Raw genomic sequence first — 16,407 nt, 5'->3', positions numbered from 1 at the left:
TGTATTACTTCGGTGTTTCCTATTCACTAAAATATACAATATTTCACAACTCAAATAAGATAAGATTTCTATATTTAACCTAACTTTAATTAACTTAGACTTCCCCTAACTATAACTGAAAAAAACTTGTATTGCCAATAATAATTCAGCCTTTTAATATTTACTGGATAAATCAGCTTTTAAGGATGTATTTGCCCTAATATTATTTTTAAGCGGTCATAATCATCTCTCAACAAAACACTCATATTTCTACCTGCTTGAACTAACCAATTACGATCCGCTTTTCTTAGTTGATAAATTTCCCGAATAGTAGCTGCAACTAAAGCATCAACAGGAGCATTAACTAACTGTAATAATGTCCGCAAGAAATCTAATTTTTCACTAAACCTAATTATCTCTTCTGGTTCACATAAATAAACTGCCTGATGAATTTGAGGTGGACGAGGAGGAATATATTGGTAAATTATCCCATTTTCTCCTTTAGAACCATTCAAATTTTCTGGAGGGGAAAAACCGACTATTGCTGCTCTAAATTCTGTCTTCAACATAGCAAAAATTTGCGGTTGTTGCTCCCGTAATTCAGGTAGAGACATTCCCAAAGCTCTAGCTCTATGTACAGAATCAATAGGTAAAGTAGTAGCATAATAAACCACCCCATAAATAATATTTCCTGATTGTTCATCTTTCGACTTTACCCAAGTACCAAAAGCAGGCATCATAGGAAAATCTAACTCTTCTGGTTCTAAACATTGAGCTAAAAATTCTGTAGTTGCTGTTTCTATGACTTCAGCTATGTAATTATTCTGGTGATTTGTATTAGCAAACTGTGGTAAAGGAAGACGCATTATTAGTTATGAGTGATTAGTTATGAGTGATTAGTTATTAGTTATTATTTATCATTTATTAGTTATTAGTTATGAGTTATCATTTATGAGTTATTAGTTATTAGTTATTAGTGATTAGTTCTTAGTTATCAGTTCTTAGTTCTTATAGCGTTTTTATTTGGGATATGGAAACCGAGTCTTATAAAAAAGGTATGGAGGTATGGAGGTATGGAGGGAATTAGTAAATAAGGAAAAACAACATTAAATAGTAGTAAACATCAGGATATGAAATACTCAATACAGCACTTTTTTCTTAGAAGAAACCTCCATCTAGATTTACATATCATTGGAAAAAACTATAGTTATTAGTTATCAGTTATTAGTTAATCTGTTCAACACTTATAGTTATTTCAAATAAGATAAGAATGAAATACTTTTTCGACTAAAACCCTTTCAAGGTAAGAAAGACTCGTCTCAATCTAAAACTAACATGACTATAGTTTTGAGAAACGACTACCATTTAACCTAATTCCTGATAAGAAACTTCTGAAAACCTTGTAGATACCAGAGCAGCACAGGAGCAGATGAGAAGGGATAACAAAGTATATCTTTAAAAGTATATCTTTAAATTTGCCAAACTACTGAATTTACTCAAATGTTTCTTGTTTCTCCTAAAAAAAAGTAAGCATTCAACTATTAGTATTTCCGTTCCGAAATCCTGCGCAAACAGCTCTCAGATTTTGAAGTTAATAACTTACTAGGGTTAGCTGATAACCTTTTTTTTGTGTCGGACTTTTAATTTTCCTTGGAGACTAATTCCTCCTGATAAAATAATGAGTTAATAGCTGTTTCGCTGCGCGACATGAAAAGCGTTTACGGAACATTCCGTAGGATAGCTCCTCTGTTTGCGAAGCATTCCGCAGGAAAAGAGGCTAGCTGATAGCTGACAGCTGAATACTTACAAAAAAACTCTCTAAGACTTACACATAAATTGTCTATGTTTGTTATTTTTTATCTTAAGTTAAAGATGTGGATAAAATATACAATCTAACAATGTTTTCAGATAGAAAAATTTCAAATTTAAATCCACCAGAGCTTACCTTTTACCGAAGCAGGATACTTGAAATTTACTTATCAGTTATTCAGTAAGCTATTCAGTATTTAGTCCTGACAAACACTTACCATTAAATATTAAATAAAGAGTTCCAATTAACATAATTGAAAGTTTAAATGCAACAAAGCTTATCTTTATACCTAAGCAAGATACTTGAAATTTATTCATCAATTATTAGACTTAAAATATCAGTTATCAGTAAGCTATTCGGCATTTAATTTATTTATTTTTGAGGGAAACCTACCATTTAACAAGGGTTTAAACTAGCAAATTTTCAGTTTAAATTAGCAACAACTTACCTTATAAATAAGCAGGATACTTGAAATTAGCAAATTTATTTTTCATCACCCTTGAAAATGGAAAGCTTCAAACCTTATTATTGGTTATTAATTAAGTGCAAATCATAATCTATTTCCCACCCTTCCTTTAGAAATAATTCCTAACTACTCAAGATCATATCCTTATTTTTTCTTGCGACCTGCAGTTGCATCAACTAACTCTAATTCCGATAATCTAAATGTTACTAACTTATCCCAATTTCCTCCTTCAAATAATACAGCAGCTTTACCATCACTTACTCGTTGAACTTGTCCTTGAAAACCATAGTAAGTGTCACCAATATTTTTAACTCTAACTGCTACACCAGGTAAAATCATTATTGATACTCCCATCAAAATATTTGCTAAATTTTACTTTACACTCATTGAAACTGTTTTAATTGTAATTATTTTGGCATTTATGACCTTTATTATCAGGACTTAAACAAATGTACTGTATATAGATTATAAAAACTATAACGTTATAGTTTATGACGCTATATATATGGTCTGCTGCCTAATTCCTAATTATGTCAAAGCAGCAACAGAAACTCCAGCAGCAATTTTTTGAGCGATCGCCCGTAACTCTTGAGCAGAAACAGAATTAGGCTCGCCCACTACAATAGGTATACCAGAATCTCCGCCCTCTCTGACAGGCATTTCCAAAGGAACCCCACCAAGTAAAGGCACTCCCAATTCTCGTGCTGTCCTTTCACCACCACCAGAGCCAAAAATATCATACTTTTTCTCTGGCATATCTGGAGGTACAAAATAACTCATATTTTCAACTATCCCCAAAACAGAAACACCCAACTGCTGGAACATTTTTAAACCCTTGCGGGAGTCAAGTAATGCCACAGTTTGAGGAGTCGTTACAATTACCACACCAGACATAGGAACAGCTTGAGCTAATGTTAATTGAGCATCACCAGTACCAGGTGGCAAGTCTACCAATAAATAATCTAATTCGCCCCATTGAACCTGGTACAAAAATTGTCGGATAATTCCATTCAACATAGGACCACGCCAAATTACAGGTTGATCCTTGTCAATTAGAAAAGCCATAGAAACCAACTTTACCCCATGATTAAAAGCAGGTTCCAATACTTCTCCAGATTGTCCTTGTTGTACCATAACCTGAGCATCTGCTAGACCCAACATAGTCGGATCGTTAGGGCCATAAATATCAGCATCAATCAAGCCCACCTTAGCACCCATTTGAGCCAAAGCTACAGCTACATTAACTGCCACTGTACTTTTACCAACTCCACCTTTGCCACTCGAAATAGCAATAATATTTTTTACTCCACCAATACCTTGGCGATCAGGTATAGCTTTCTGTTGAGGAGTCTCTGCCGTAACATCTACTATAACCTCCTCAACTCCAGGTAATTGCTTTACAGCTTTTTGGCAGTCTTCTACAATGAACTCTCGTAATGGACAAGCTGGGGTTGTCAAAACCAAAGTAAACTTTACTTGCCCATCTACAACGTTAATATTACGAATCATGTTTAGTTCTACCAGACTCTTACGCAGTTCAGGGTCCTCTACTGGTCGCAATACATCTAAAATTGATTTAGTATCAGGCATACTGGACATTTGACTTTCCTCATAAAATTTAAGTTTCTCTTAAGATTATATAGCTTTAAGGACTCAGCATTCAGCTAACTTCCTAAGTAGGAACTGCGTTACAAGTAAAAACTTTCTAGGTAAGGGATTTCAATTTTATTAATTTCGTAACACTTTTTTGCAGTGTTATAGTTATTACTTATCAACTGATAGAAACATTTAAGCACCTATACAGAATTAATTAGATATTGTTGACTAAAATTATCAAAGACTTTTTTGATATAGCAAAGTAATCTTTTCCAACTTTCAAGTTAGATCAATTTCAAGCCATTCATACTTAATAAATTTCCAGAGAGTTTCAATGGAGTTATGCTTGGATGAGTAAGTTGGGAAGCAAAATATATCTAAATTTTTCTCTTTCCACTCTTCTAATTTTTCGAGCATTTTATTACTGGTCTGGATTGGTGCTTAGTCTATGACTACTATAGTTTTAGTTCAACCTTCACTCTTCATTTATCTAAAAAATTAATTACAATTTGACTATCAATTATTCCCTGATGTCTTGCGTTATTTAATTCGTTTGTAAATCTCATTAATCTCATAACATTAATTCTTTGACTTTGGCAACTATTGAAGTTATCCTTTCTGATTTTTTGCTATTCTTAAGGAATATCTGGGTATGAATCAAAAATCTATATTTCATCTAAATATCTTAAGTCTATAGTCATTCTGAATAAGACTAGGACGAGTGTTTATTTCCTTGAAAGGGTTTCAGCCAGAAAAGTGTTTCATCCTTATTTGAAATGACTATATTTCTCCTTTTTTAGTTTCCTGTTTCAGCTATTCCAGTCTAGGTATTTTTACCGAAATATTGTGGTTTAAAGCCTCCCCTTTTAAGGGGATAATAAATAAAAATTTTCCTGTTCGTCAATCCTCTCCTTGAAAAGAAGAGGTAATTCGCGCATTCTTAATTCGCGCATTCTTAATTCTTGAACTCTATTCTTAATTCTTGAACTCTATTTCCAATTCATTAAGTCAAGGGTTTTATACCAATTTCATAAAATATTGCTACAGTATCTTTGCTCTTAGAAGTCAGGAGCCAGGAGGTAATAATTTATAATATTTACTTTTTTTGAGAGTGATAGTGAGAGTGAGACTGTTTCATTTTTGACTAAAAACAATCCTATAATTTATAGCAATTATCAAAAATTTGTCAAAAATCCATGAATCACATCAAAATTATAGAATTATTATCTATTATTATCTATTATTATCTATGTTCTCTGTTACATAATTCCAAAATATTTTGACCAATAAATAACACTAATTACCATGAATTAACGCTATACTTATATGACACTTAAAGTATTAAGCAATTAACAGGAATAAATCAAAATTATTATAATTCTAAGTAGCGTTAATCTTAATTATTCTTATGTTTACTTTTCCCCTACTTCCCTACTCAATAGAATGTAGAAAAGTTTTTGAGAAATGGTATAAAGTATCAAGCCTCCCCTTGGCTGTGTCGCGAGCTGTCGCTCTATAAAGTAAAAAAGAAAATTTGGGATTTTAAGCCTCTGGCTTCAGTAGTTGGAACTGCTTGAACAGTACCGAGTGCATAAAGCTAACTAAAATGACCTGCAACTAAGGTGAACAATACGATAGATAAATGATACAGTCATAATAAGTATATCCTCTCCTCATTGTTTTCTCTGTAAGTAAATGTACTCAAGAAAAATCTAAATAATTAGAAAATTGTAATTAGATGATCGAGATCATGGTAGGATAAAAAGTCTGGAAAAGATTTAATTTTTAGCCAACTTCAAACATAGATTATAGTTATGGTAGTTTCTACTGAACCGCAAAAAACATCTTCATCTGTACCAGTGACTAGCACAAAAGAACGAGTCAGTCAATTTATGCAGACTATACAAGATGAAATTTGTCAAGGACTAGAGGAATTAGATGGAGTTCAGAAATTTAAAGAAGACAGTTGGGAACGTCCAGGTGGTGGGGGAGGAAAGTCTCGTGTAATTAGAGACGGTGGAGTTTTTGAACAAGGAGGAGTGAATTTTTCAGAAGTATGGGGAGACCAATTACCTCCAAGCATACTGACCCAAAGACCAGAAGCAGCAGGTCATGGTTTCTATGCAACAGGAACTTCTATGGTACTACACCCTAGAAATCCTTATGTACCAACAGTGCATCTGAATTATCGCTATTTTGAAGCAGGACCTGTATGGTGGTTCGGTGGTGGTATAGATTTAACACCTTACTATCCATACGCTGAAGACGCAGCTCATTTTCATCAAATTATTAAGGCAGCCTGTGACAAAAGCCATAAAGAGTATTATCCTGTATTTAAAAGATGGTGTGATGAGTATTTTTACTTAAAGCATCGTCAAGAAATGCGTGGTGTAGGAGGTATCTTCTTTGATTATCAAGATGGTCAAGGAGAACTATACAAAGGACCAGATAATAAAGGGCCAGCAGCAATCTATAGTCAGCAGTTAGGAGTTCCTGAATCTCGTAATTGGGAATCTTTATTTACATTTATACAAGATTGTGGTAAATCTTTCTTACCAGCATATAAAACAATAGTAGAGCGACGGCAACCCATGGAATATGGCGATCGGGAACGCAACTTTCAGCTATACCGACGTGGCCGTTATGTTGAATTTAATTTAGTGTATGACAGAGGTACAATTTTTGGTTTGCAAACCAATGGTCGTACAGAGTCAATCTTGATGTCTTTACCACCTTTAGTCCGTTGGGAATATGGCTATAACCCAGAACCTAACACACCAGAAGCTGAACTATATGAAGTATTCTTAAAACCTCATGATTGGGCTAACTGGAAACCAAATCATTAATTACTCTGAGTTAAACTACAGTTAGATGGGCAACCACCGCAAGTAATATCATCCCGAGGGAAGGGTCAGTGATTCAGATTGAGCAAAAAACCCACACAACTCCGGACGGCACAACAGTAATCGTCTTAGCACCAACTGGACGCTTGGATATCACAACAGCTTGGCAGTTCCGCCTCAAGTTGCAGGAATGTATCTCCAAACTAAGTCGTCATGTAGTGGTCAATTTAGGCCAGGTTAACTTTATTGATAGTTCTGGACTGACATCCCTGGTAGCAGGGATGCGAGATGCTGATAAAGTTAAGGGTAGCTTCCGTATTTGTAGCGTTCATCCAGAAGCTAAACTGGTATTCGAGGTAACCATGATGGATTCTGTGTTTGAGATTTTTGAAACAGAAGAAGAAGCTCTTGATTATGGTGATGTCCGTGAAGGTAATAGAGCTTAAAAATTCTGAGGCAGAATGAGTCAATTGGATGGTAGAAATAATACCTTAATAGTTAAAGTAATACTTTTAAAGGATTATTATTTCTACCTTTAATTAGTTTATCCATAGTATACTTTTGGAAATCAAATCAGCTCCAGTAGCATAGACTTGTACTGTGGTGAAATACCTATTTAGTTAGACTAAGCTTTCAACTCAGAATTTAAAATTTTGATTTGAATAGCTACTAACTAGAAGCTAGCGATCGCTGTTTTTACGAACAAATTAGACTAGAAAAAAAATCTGCTCAAACAAAGTCATAAGGTTTGATTGATTTTTATGGCCTTAATAACCCCTTCAGGTTACTTAGTGTTTTTGTGGTTCAATCCTATTTAGGAGTTACGCTAACACACTATTTCTCTGTCAAGATAATTTTTAGTTAGGGGTAGGCAATCCCAAAAAGCATTACCCTAAAATTCAAGTTACAAAGATCTATCCATCATTTCCAAATTGACAGACCACTATAATTTATTTGAGAAAGTAAAAACTAAATTATAGTGCCACATTATCTTGTGCTAGGATCAATAAAATACCCATAAGTACAGCGTTGGGGTAGGTACTTCACATCGCAAAACCCACTCTGCTTTTCTCGTGACTACTATATACTTAAAAACTTGTACAGTAGATTCAGAAATCAAGCTCCAGGGATGGGATTATAGAACTAGAACACCAGGTGAATAATAATCGTACTGTTTCAGATACTAAGAAAGCCTTTTATAACTTTCACACCCGTCCTATTAACTCAATATATAATCGGGTAGTTGAAGAGTTGCTAGTGGAAATGCACCTGATTTCGGTTAATGCTAATTATAGCTATAACCCATTTTATGGTTTGGGTGTAGTTACAGCTTATGACCGTTTTATGCAGGGATATTCTCCAGAGCAGGACAAAATTTCAATTTTTAATGCTTTGATTCAAGCACAAGAGGAAGATCCCAACAAATACCGTACTGATGCTAAAGGATTAGAAGATTTAGCTCGGCAACTATCAGCATCGGATATGCTTTCTTGGATTTGTTTATCAAACAATATAGACAATACTCAATATTTGCAAGATTATTTAAGAGGTATTTCTGAGAACTCAAAATTTAGGTATAGTCGCTTATTTGCTATAGGTTTATTTACTTTACTAGAAATAGTAGATACAGAATTCATCAAGGAACAAGAGAAGCGCACAGAGGCACTGAAGAAAGTTTGCCAAGCTTTAAACTTACTAGAAGAAAAGTTATTAAAGGATATAGATTTGTATCTTAGTAACTTGGAGAGAATAGCTCAAGCTCGTAGTGCTATGGAAGATACCCTTGAAGCAGCGAAGAAAAAACGGGAACAACGTAGGTTAGAAAAAGAGAACATTTCTACTACTGCCAATAATACCTCAGAAGATAGTGAATAAAGAAACTGATTGAATTACTAAAGCTTAATAATTTAATTTTCTCTTGTCATAAAATATTAGATTTTTAATTTATGAATTGAGATAATTTTTCTCTCAGAATAGATAGAGGAAAAGATGAGAAAATGATAGTATAGAATAGCAAACTTTGATGAATATATAATTGCTAAAATTTTTATATCCTAAAGACTGATTTTATAGGTATAAAAAATTCAGTATAAACATAGGAGTAGAGGATGCCAATTAAACATTCATACTCCTATTTTTTTTGTTTAAAATTATCAATCTTTTACTTCTCAGAACTAACTTGATTTCCTCATCTAAATAAGGTATAAGCAGTTAATTATGAAATCAATTATAGGGTTTTTCAAACTTATGAGGTACACAAGCTCTTTAATTTCTTTTCTATTCCCTCCATACCAGTTAAGTGTTCCCTAAAACCTAAAATTTTGTACCTCACGCTTCTTGGGAATTGCTATATGCTATTTTTCATAGTCTGTAGCTAGAGAATTGAGCAAGTTACTAAGTTGTGTGCTCACATCAGGTGAGTTGCCAAAAGCTGTAGGGTTAATTGGTTGTCGATTAATATTTTGATCTATAGCTTCACTTACCTGTTTAGAAATCAAATTTTGAAGCTCATCCTTAGCTTTAGACCTTTGAAACTGAGCGCCTTCCTCAGTAGTAGCATACAAAGGAGGAAGTCTATTCAGAGCATAAGCTGCAATATCTCCCACATCAAGAGTTTGATCGCTACTGGCCTCAATCTCTGCTACCCTTGCTATTGCCTCAGATAATACTAACTCCTCCATCACATTGATAAATTGTTTACGAGGTAAGACAACTACTTCTCCTGTTAGCAAAGCTCCCATCAAACGGTCAAGGGCCATATATTCCTCAATCGATAATTCAGAAGCCGTATTACAGATTCGTCCTACCTCTGCTTCCATAGAAGGTGTTAAATAACCATCTTGTAAAGCTTGTTCAACAATTCTTTCTATACTCATAACTTTTGTGTAAGTTTATTGATAATAATTTTCCAATAAAATCTCTAGCTTAATAATTAGAATAAGATGATAAGTTCATCAAAGTCAATACAAATAACCACGTTGATTATTCCAAGAATAATTAAACAAATTACAGATATTTTTATAAAAAAAATTCTGTATTAAAAATTTTTCTGTAGTTTGGCTCTAATAACTAGAGAGAATTTATTCAATACCATTGTATCGCCAAGGAACCGGATCTACAGCTTGACCATGTACATATAATCCCCAGTGAAGATGAGGACCTGTAGATGCTCCTGTAGATCCTACAGTACCAATTTGCTGGCCAGCTTTCACCAGATCGCCCTCCCTGACATTAACACTACTCAAATGGATAAAAATACTGGTTACTCCTTGACCATGATCGAGACCTACAGTATTACCATGAATTTCAAAACCTTGAGATTCTAATCCCACTAGAGAAATACGACCAGCAGCAGGAGCTACAACAGGGGAACCATTGTAGTCTGCATAATCTACTCCTCGATGATAATAATTCTCAGCAAACTTTCCATTATAATACCTGCGCACTCCGTAGATGGTGCTAACTGGACCATTATTAGGGCGAAGAAAGGGACCATTCCAAAATTTTTGTGGGGTTACAAGTTGTTTAAATGCTGCTACTCTGTCAAATTCTAAGTCTGTTCCACGAAGAGATTCTTTGTCAGGAGGCAACCAAATAGATTGAGTAGGAAAAGAGCGATTTTGCAAGTTAACATTTAGATTTTGTATACCTGTGTCAGTAGTCACTTGCAGTTGTCGCAGGCCAGATTTATCTAAAGGAGTTGTGGGCAATAATGCTCGAAATCTATTTTGTCCAATAGAAAATAAGGGGTAAGTTTTTCCATCCATACTAACCTTGGGAGTTGAGATATTTCTATCTGGTTGCTGAATCACAACAGATATGGTATCTCCCAGTTGTGGGTTAGTGGGAGTTACCTGTACAGTTTGACTAAAACCAGGTATGACTACTACAAAAATTGCTGTAACAGTAGCCAAGATTAAACTATGGATAAACTGTTTAATTTTAACTGATAAAAACATTAATTATTTATATTTTTAAATTCTTCAGATCGAACGAATAAATAAAAATTTATTTTTTTTATCCATATAGATTTAGATATCTCTGATAACGTAAGCACTCAGCCGTCAGCCATAAGCTATCAGCTATTGCTTCTAGTTAAGGATAAAAGCTTTATTAATTGTCTTACTACGAAAGTTAGCTTCTTCACCCTTAAAATCTATATTAATTTCAACACTTTAGTGTTGTTGCTGAGACCTGACAGCTAATAGCTGTTTGCGCAGCATTCCGTAGGAAATGCTTACCTGATAACTAATCTCAAAACACTATAAAAAGGTTATTGCGAGCTTAATTTACAAAAAAATTAAGGTATACAGCTTTCTATTTAAAGATAAAAAAGTGCTATAGCAATCTTATTTCAATTGGAATATTTTTGTGGTAGTTAGGACTCAGGAGGTAGAAGTCATAATTTTCAAGGTTTTTCCTCAATTTTAACTATCTTAACTATTATAAAAAATATCACAAATCATTTAGGATTGCTATAGGATATTTGCTTATATTCAATTCCGTTATGGTTTTTCTTGAGGTAATTATCCATTATCAATTAATGAAGGAGATTTTTATTATTCAAGTAAGACTATTTTAGTATTAATTAAGGGAACTCTTGCTCCCACTTTGACAATTTTTAAATCATCAACTAATAAAGCATTCATTATCTTACATAAAACATCAAGAATGTCAAATTTAAAAATTATTATTAGTTAATTAAAAAGTTTAATAGTGACCATAAAATCAGGTCTCAAACCTTCTACTTGAATAGGAAATGATAACTGATAACTGGAATGATTACTACAGTAAATAGAATAGCTGAATTCTTACCTTGGAGTTAATATATCTTTACAAGATAGTAATTTTTATAAAAATCAGTGCAAGAAGACTTCAGGTTAATTATAGACTTAGTGTTAGTTCTAACAGCAGCAGCAGCAGGGGGACTATTCGCATCACTCCTACGACAGCCAGCTTTATTAGGTTATCTACTAGGTGGAATTATTGTTGGACCAGCAGGATTTGGTTTAATTAAAGAACTTATTCAAGTAGAAACTTTAGCTCAATTAGGGGTAGCTTTTTTACTATTTGCTTTGGGAGTAGAATTTTCCCTGGCAGAATTGAGAAAAGTCCAAGCAATTAGCCTCGGTGGTGGTGGACTACAAATTATCTTTACTATTTTAGTCACAACATTAGTATCTGTGGGTGTAGGGTGGGTATCTTCTCCAGTCCAAGGAGTGTTTTTAGGGGCAATACTTTCCTTATCCTCAACAGCAGTGGTACTGAAATGTTTGATGGAGGGGAATGAGACATCTACATCCCACGGCCAAGTAATGTTGGGAATTTTAGTAGTCCAAGACTTAGCTTTGGGATTAATGTTAGCTGTTTTACCCGCTTTAAACCAACCTCCAGAAATTATTGGTATTGCAGTAGGGCGATCGCTTCTGGAAATAGGTATATTTGCTCTGGGTGCTATAGCAGCAGGAATTTGGGTAATTCCTTCGTTACTAAGATTTTTGGCAAAAACTGAAAGTCGGGAATTATTTTTACTGGGAGTTGTGGCATTGTGTTTAGGAATAGCTCTCCTGACTGAATATTTAGGTTTTTCTATTGAAATGGGAGCTTTTGTAGCGGGTTTAATGATATCTGAAGTAGAATATGCTGACCAAACTCTAACTTATGTGGAACCTATTCGAGATATATTTGCAGCTCTATTTTTTGTAGCGATAGGGATGTTAATAGATCCATTTTTCCTGTGGAGTCATCTAGAAATAATCCTGGGTTTAGTGTTTCTCGTTTTAGTAGGAAAATTTTTGATTGTTACTCCTATTGTTAGAATTTTTGGTTATCCTCTGAAAACGGCAATTTTATCAGGTTTAGGTTTAGCTCAAATAGGAGAATTTTCTTTTGTACTTGCCAGTAAGGGACAAATATTAGGATTAGTTTCTCGTCGGGTATACTTATTAATATTGGGCACAACTGCTGTAACTTTAGTAATTACACCTTTTGTCCTGAAAATTGCCCCACAATTGTTAAATTGGGCAGAAAGTTTTTCTTGGTTACAAAAGTATCTCTATGAAACGAGTCAACCTACTACCGCCATATCAGTAGATTTACCTCTACAAAATCATGTTATAGTATGTGGTTATGGAAAAGTAGGACGTAACCTAGTACAACAACTGGAAAACCATGATATTTCCTATCTGGTCATTGACCAGTCAGAAAGGGTGGCTCAAAAGTTGCGTGACAAAGATATCCCTTATCTTTATGGTAATATTTGCTCCATGCACGTCTTGGAAAGAGCTGGTGTGGATAAGGCACAAGCAATGGCGATCGCTATACCAGATGCTATGAGTACGAGACTTTGCCTAAAGCGGTCTCTAGAATTTGCCCCAGATTTGGATATAGTTGTTAAAGCTAATCGATATAAGGATATTGAACTGCTTTATCAACTTGGAGCTAGGGAAGTAGTCGAACCAAATTTTGAAGCTAGTTTAGAACTTTCTAACCATCTTTTAGTTGGTATGGGAATATCGGCAAAGGTTATTCAAAAGGAAATAGAAGAAATTCGCCAAAGTCATTATCAAGCATTACGGCCTTCAATTCTAGATCCTCAAATATCTAGAGAGTTAAAAGCAGCAGTTCAAGATATGAATAGTAGATGGTATTCTTTACCAGAAAATTCTCCTTTGACTGGTATGACTTTGGAGGAAACTAACTTAAGGCGGTTAACGGGAGTTAGTTTAATGGCTATTCGTAGGGAGGAAGGAGAGGAAATTGATTATCCAGAAGGTCAGACAGTATTAGATATTGGTGATAAACTTTTATTAGTGGGAGAACCTTCAGAATTAGATAGTTTTGAGCGTCTGGCAAAAGGAGAAATTGCTGTACCAAAGGAAAGCACATCTTGTCAATGGTTGATTTTAACTGAGTCTAGTCCCTTTGTGGGTCAAAAATTATCTGATGTAGATTTACATGGTAAATATGCAGTAGAAATTCAGGCAATTCAACGAGAAGGAAAATTAATTCGATGGCCTCAAGGAGATACAGAAACTCAGATGGGCGATCGCTTACTTCTTTGTGGTGGTTTCCATGAACTTACTCAAATACGACGACTTACTATTCCCCATTCTAAAATATATCCTGAAAAACAAAAGTTAAGTACAACTAAATAATTAATTATTAATTATTAATTATTATTGCTTTGCTGATTAAATATAAAAGCTTTTACAGATAAAGTTTGTAGCATTTTTAGGTATGGAAAAAGTACGAACTTTGAGGTTAAAAAGGTTCAAAAATTTAGAATTTTTTCCTTAATATTACAGAAAAATCAAGGGATAATTCCTCCCACTACCTTCGACCTAACTCCAATTTCTCCTGACTCTGTACGGACGCCCTTATGCAACGTCCCTACCTTCTGACTGCTACCCTGACTAAAAAACTTTTTCACCCAAGCCTAATTATAGTCGTTTAACTTTAGATTGAGACAAGTGTTTATTGCTATGAAAGTATTTCAGGGGAAACATTCTTTCCTTTTAAAATTAAATGACTATACCTATTTTGTAATAGTAAGGATTTGTTAAAAGGATTTTTTTTCTTTTTCCTCCAGAGAATATAGAGACTTTATACCTTACTTTTTCGGTAATTAAGTGAAAATATTTTTCTAAATGTTCTCTTTTCCCTGTTATCTAAAATCCGATTATAAAGTAATCGCAAAACTACTGATTCATTAATAAAAATATTCTCTTGAATAGGAATTATATAATTGAATAGTTTAATTGTTCAAATCTAATATTTCTCCTAACTCCTGTACGGGCGTTAACGATAGTTATGCGAAGCTAACGGCCGTTTCGCTGCGCGACATGTTTGCGGAGCATTCCGTCAGGAAAACGCCCCTACGACTCCTGACTTCTCCGCAATACGATAACTTAATTATGCGGATTATATTATATATTATAGGGTAGATAATAGTTTAGTTGAATACTTAATGAGTATGTAATTAATTTTGTCTAACTACTAAGTATATTACCATAGTCAAAAAGTTACCGGATAATTAATAATTCAGCTTGATTAGCCTTCCCTTTCAAGGGAAAAAAATAAATTTTTTCCTTATTGGTCAATTCGATGGTTTTAACCAGAGGTAATTATCCATTATCCATTAATGAATACCGCTATGGAATGAAATAGTTTAAAATATTTAAGTTGATAAAATTTTAATTGTGTCAATCAACATTAGTTTTTTGGTTTAAGATAAACAATAGCTTGTCGCCAAATTAGAATTGGTAAGTCATACTGATCTAAAAGGCAAATACACTCTGTATCTTGCCAGAAAACTTTTCCTACATGAAGGTCGTTAGTAATTAGTTTCAATTCTACTTCCTTTTTTTCTTTGATATAGGTTTGAATCTGGCGAACACTAGGTAAACTGGTATCAAATTCAGACATAACTTCTTATTATTTATAGATTTCCTAAATTATTCTTTACTATGGCTAAGAAAAACTTGGTTAAGGGATAGAGTGATTATGAATCTCTTCAATAATTGATAATTGATAATTGATAATTACCTCTGCCTAAAAACGGATAGGATTGAATAAAAGGAAATTTTTTTTGTTTCTCCACGGTGAGTGAGAGGCTTTATACCTTTATTTTTCGGTAAAACATAATTGTTTTCTAACTGTTCCCTACTATAGAATAAAATTTAACCTAATTATTGGAGGATAATAATGACAATATCATTAACTAAATATCATGGTCTAGGTAACGATTTTATTTTGATTGATAATCGCCACCAATCACAACCTATACTAACACCAGAACAAGCGATAAAATTATGCGATCGCAATTTTGGTATTGGTGCAGATGGTGTAATTTTTGCCCTACCTGGAGAAGAGCAAGCTGATTATACCATGCGGATTTTCAATTCTGATGGTTCGGAACCAGAAATGTGTGGAAATGGGATTAGATGTTTAGCTAAATTTATAGCAGAACTAGAAAATAATAAGAAGACTAAATATAATATTTATACTGGGGCTGGTCTGATTGTTCCAGAATTACAAGGTGATGGTCAAGTAACGGTTGATATGGGACAACCAAGACTATTGGCATCCGAAATACCGACAACTTTAAGTAATCCTAATGAAAAAGTTGTAGCTCAATCTCTAGAAGTAGCTGGAAAGTCTTGGTCTGTCACCTGTGTGAGTATGGGCAACCCCCACTGTATAACTTTTGTGGAAGATGTTAGTATTATTGACTTAGCCAAAATAGGTCCTGAGTTTGAACACCACCCAGTATTTCCAGAAAGGACTAATACAGAATTTATTCAAGTTATTAGTCCAAAATATGTAAAAATGCGAGTATGGGAAAGAGGAGCGGGTGCAACTTTAGCTTGTGGTACAGGTGCTTGTGCATCAGTAGTGGCGGGGGTTTTAACTCAAAAAAATGAGCGCTTAGTTACGGTAGAGTTACCTGGAGGTTGTTTGGAAATTGAATGGTCAACTACAGACCAAAAAATTTATATGACTGGACCAGCAGAAAAAGTATTTACAGGAATTATTGATGGATAATTGATAATGGATAATTGATAATGGAAACTAAGCACTATAAATAATTATTGACAAAGCGGGATGTTTAGACAGTCAGAATTAAGCTTGGCTCAATGTATAATTTGTTATGAGCGGACCAGCAGAAAAAGTATTTACAGGAATTATTGATGGATAATTGATAATGGATA

The 16,407-nt window shown here is 34.1% G+C and carries 12 protein-coding genes; 5 read left to right on the top strand and 7 right to left on the bottom strand.

The features are described from left to right. Positions 1-179: 179 nt before the first annotated feature. The 4 genes from ACP6PK_RS09240 to ACP6PK_RS09225 all read right to left on the bottom strand — a co-directional run bounded on the left by ACP6PK_RS09240 (position 180) and on the right by ACP6PK_RS09225 (position 4,286). On the bottom strand, positions 180-845 hold the full coding sequence (locus tag ACP6PK_RS09240) for an HAS-barrel domain-containing protein (RefSeq protein WP_426559359.1): 666 nt from the start codon (positions 843-845) through the stop codon (positions 180-182). 1,554 nt (positions 846-2,399) lie between these two features. Next, on the bottom strand, positions 2,400-2,594 hold the full coding sequence (locus ACP6PK_RS09235) for an NAD(P)H dehydrogenase subunit NdhS (RefSeq protein ID WP_094671245.1): 195 nt from the start codon (positions 2,592-2,594) through the stop codon (positions 2,400-2,402). Between the two features lie 189 nt (positions 2,595-2,783). Further along, a complete protein-coding gene (locus ACP6PK_RS09230; protein WP_094671243.1) occupies positions 2,784-3,854 on the bottom strand; it encodes an Mrp/NBP35 family ATP-binding protein in 1,071 nt (356 codons plus the stop codon). Positions 3,855-4,130: 276 nt separating this feature from the next. Next, positions 4,131-4,286 carry a transposase gene (locus tag ACP6PK_RS09225; RefSeq protein WP_426559371.1) on the bottom strand — a complete coding sequence of 52 codons (156 nt, stop codon included), beginning with the start codon at positions 4,284-4,286 and terminating at the stop codon, positions 4,131-4,133. A gap of 1,379 nt (positions 4,287-5,665) precedes the next feature. Between ACP6PK_RS09225 and hemF the strand changes: the two genes are divergently transcribed. The 3 genes from hemF (at position 5,666) to psb29 (ending at position 8,569) form a co-directional block, all read left to right on the top strand. After that, positions 5,666-6,697: an oxygen-dependent coproporphyrinogen oxidase gene (hemF, locus tag ACP6PK_RS09220; protein WP_426559358.1), complete on the top strand. Its 1,032-nt coding sequence runs from the start codon at positions 5,666-5,668 to the stop codon at positions 6,695-6,697. Positions 6,698-6,765: 68 nt separating this feature from the next. Beyond that, on the top strand, positions 6,766-7,140 hold the full coding sequence (locus ACP6PK_RS09215; RefSeq protein ID WP_426559357.1) for an STAS domain-containing protein: 375 nt from the start codon (positions 6,766-6,768) through the stop codon (positions 7,138-7,140). A 709-nt stretch (positions 7,141-7,849) separates the two neighbouring features. After that, positions 7,850-8,569 (top strand): photosystem II biogenesis protein Psp29, encoded by a 720-nt coding sequence (gene psb29 / locus ACP6PK_RS09210; protein ID WP_094674862.1) that lies wholly within the window; start codon positions 7,850-7,852, stop codon positions 8,567-8,569. A gap of 479 nt (positions 8,570-9,048) precedes the next feature. Here the strand turns inward: psb29 and ACP6PK_RS09205 are convergent, their stop codons facing one another. Further along, the gene (locus ACP6PK_RS09205; RefSeq protein ID WP_094674860.1) at positions 9,049-9,570 is read right to left on the bottom strand and encodes a late competence development ComFB family protein; all 522 of its coding nucleotides are present in this window, start codon (positions 9,568-9,570) and stop codon (positions 9,049-9,051) included. 204 nt (positions 9,571-9,774) lie between these two features. Continuing rightward, positions 9,775-10,653, bottom strand: a complete 879-nt coding sequence (locus ACP6PK_RS09200) for a M23 family metallopeptidase (protein ID WP_426559356.1) — start codon at positions 10,651-10,653, stop codon at positions 9,775-9,777. A 903-nt stretch (positions 10,654-11,556) separates the two neighbouring features. Here ACP6PK_RS09200 and ACP6PK_RS09195 point away from each other — a divergent pair. Further along, positions 11,557-13,851, top strand: a complete 2,295-nt coding sequence (locus ACP6PK_RS09195; protein ID WP_426559355.1) for a cation:proton antiporter domain-containing protein — start codon at positions 11,557-11,559, stop codon at positions 13,849-13,851. A gap of 1,057 nt (positions 13,852-14,908) precedes the next feature. Here ACP6PK_RS09195 and ACP6PK_RS09190 read toward each other — a convergent pair. Further along, the gene (locus tag ACP6PK_RS09190) at positions 14,909-15,121 is read right to left on the bottom strand and encodes an Hfq-related RNA-binding protein (protein WP_426559354.1); all 213 of its coding nucleotides are present in this window, start codon (positions 15,119-15,121) and stop codon (positions 14,909-14,911) included. 279 nt (positions 15,122-15,400) lie between these two features. Between ACP6PK_RS09190 and dapF the strand changes: the two genes are divergently transcribed. Further along, positions 15,401-16,240, top strand: coding sequence for a diaminopimelate epimerase (gene dapF, locus ACP6PK_RS09185; RefSeq protein WP_426559353.1), 840 nt, complete (start codon positions 15,401-15,403; stop codon positions 16,238-16,240). Positions 16,241-16,407: the final 167 nt, after the last annotated feature.

Source organism: Dapis hubbardiae BLCC-M172, assembly GCF_050016015.1.
GTDB lineage: Bacteria > Cyanobacteriota > Cyanobacteriia > Cyanobacteriales > Microcoleaceae > Trichodesmium.
This window is presented reverse-complemented; position numbering and strand designations above follow the sequence as displayed.

Coding starts and splice junctions, on each gene's coding strand:
- ACP6PK_RS09240 (WP_426559359.1), bottom strand. CDS start 845: ATGCGTCTTCCTTTACCACAGTTTGCTAATACAAATCACCAGAATAAT.
- ACP6PK_RS09235 (WP_094671245.1), bottom strand. CDS start 2,594: ATGATTTTACCTGGTGTAGCAGTTAGAGTTAAAAATATTGGTGACACT.
- ACP6PK_RS09230 (WP_094671243.1), bottom strand. CDS start 3,854: ATGTCCAGTATGCCTGATACTAAATCAATTTTAGATGTATTGCGACCA.
- hemF (WP_426559358.1), top strand. CDS start 5,666: ATGGTAGTTTCTACTGAACCGCAAAAAACATCTTCATCTGTACCAGTG.
- ACP6PK_RS09205 (WP_094674860.1), bottom strand. CDS start 9,570: ATGAGTATAGAAAGAATTGTTGAACAAGCTTTACAAGATGGTTATTTA.
- ACP6PK_RS09200 (WP_426559356.1), bottom strand. CDS start 10,653: ATGTTTTTATCAGTTAAAATTAAACAGTTTATCCATAGTTTAATCTTG.
- ACP6PK_RS09190 (WP_426559354.1), bottom strand. CDS start 15,121: ATGTCTGAATTTGATACCAGTTTACCTAGTGTTCGCCAGATTCAAACC.
- dapF (WP_426559353.1), top strand. CDS start 15,401: ATGACAATATCATTAACTAAATATCATGGTCTAGGTAACGATTTTATT.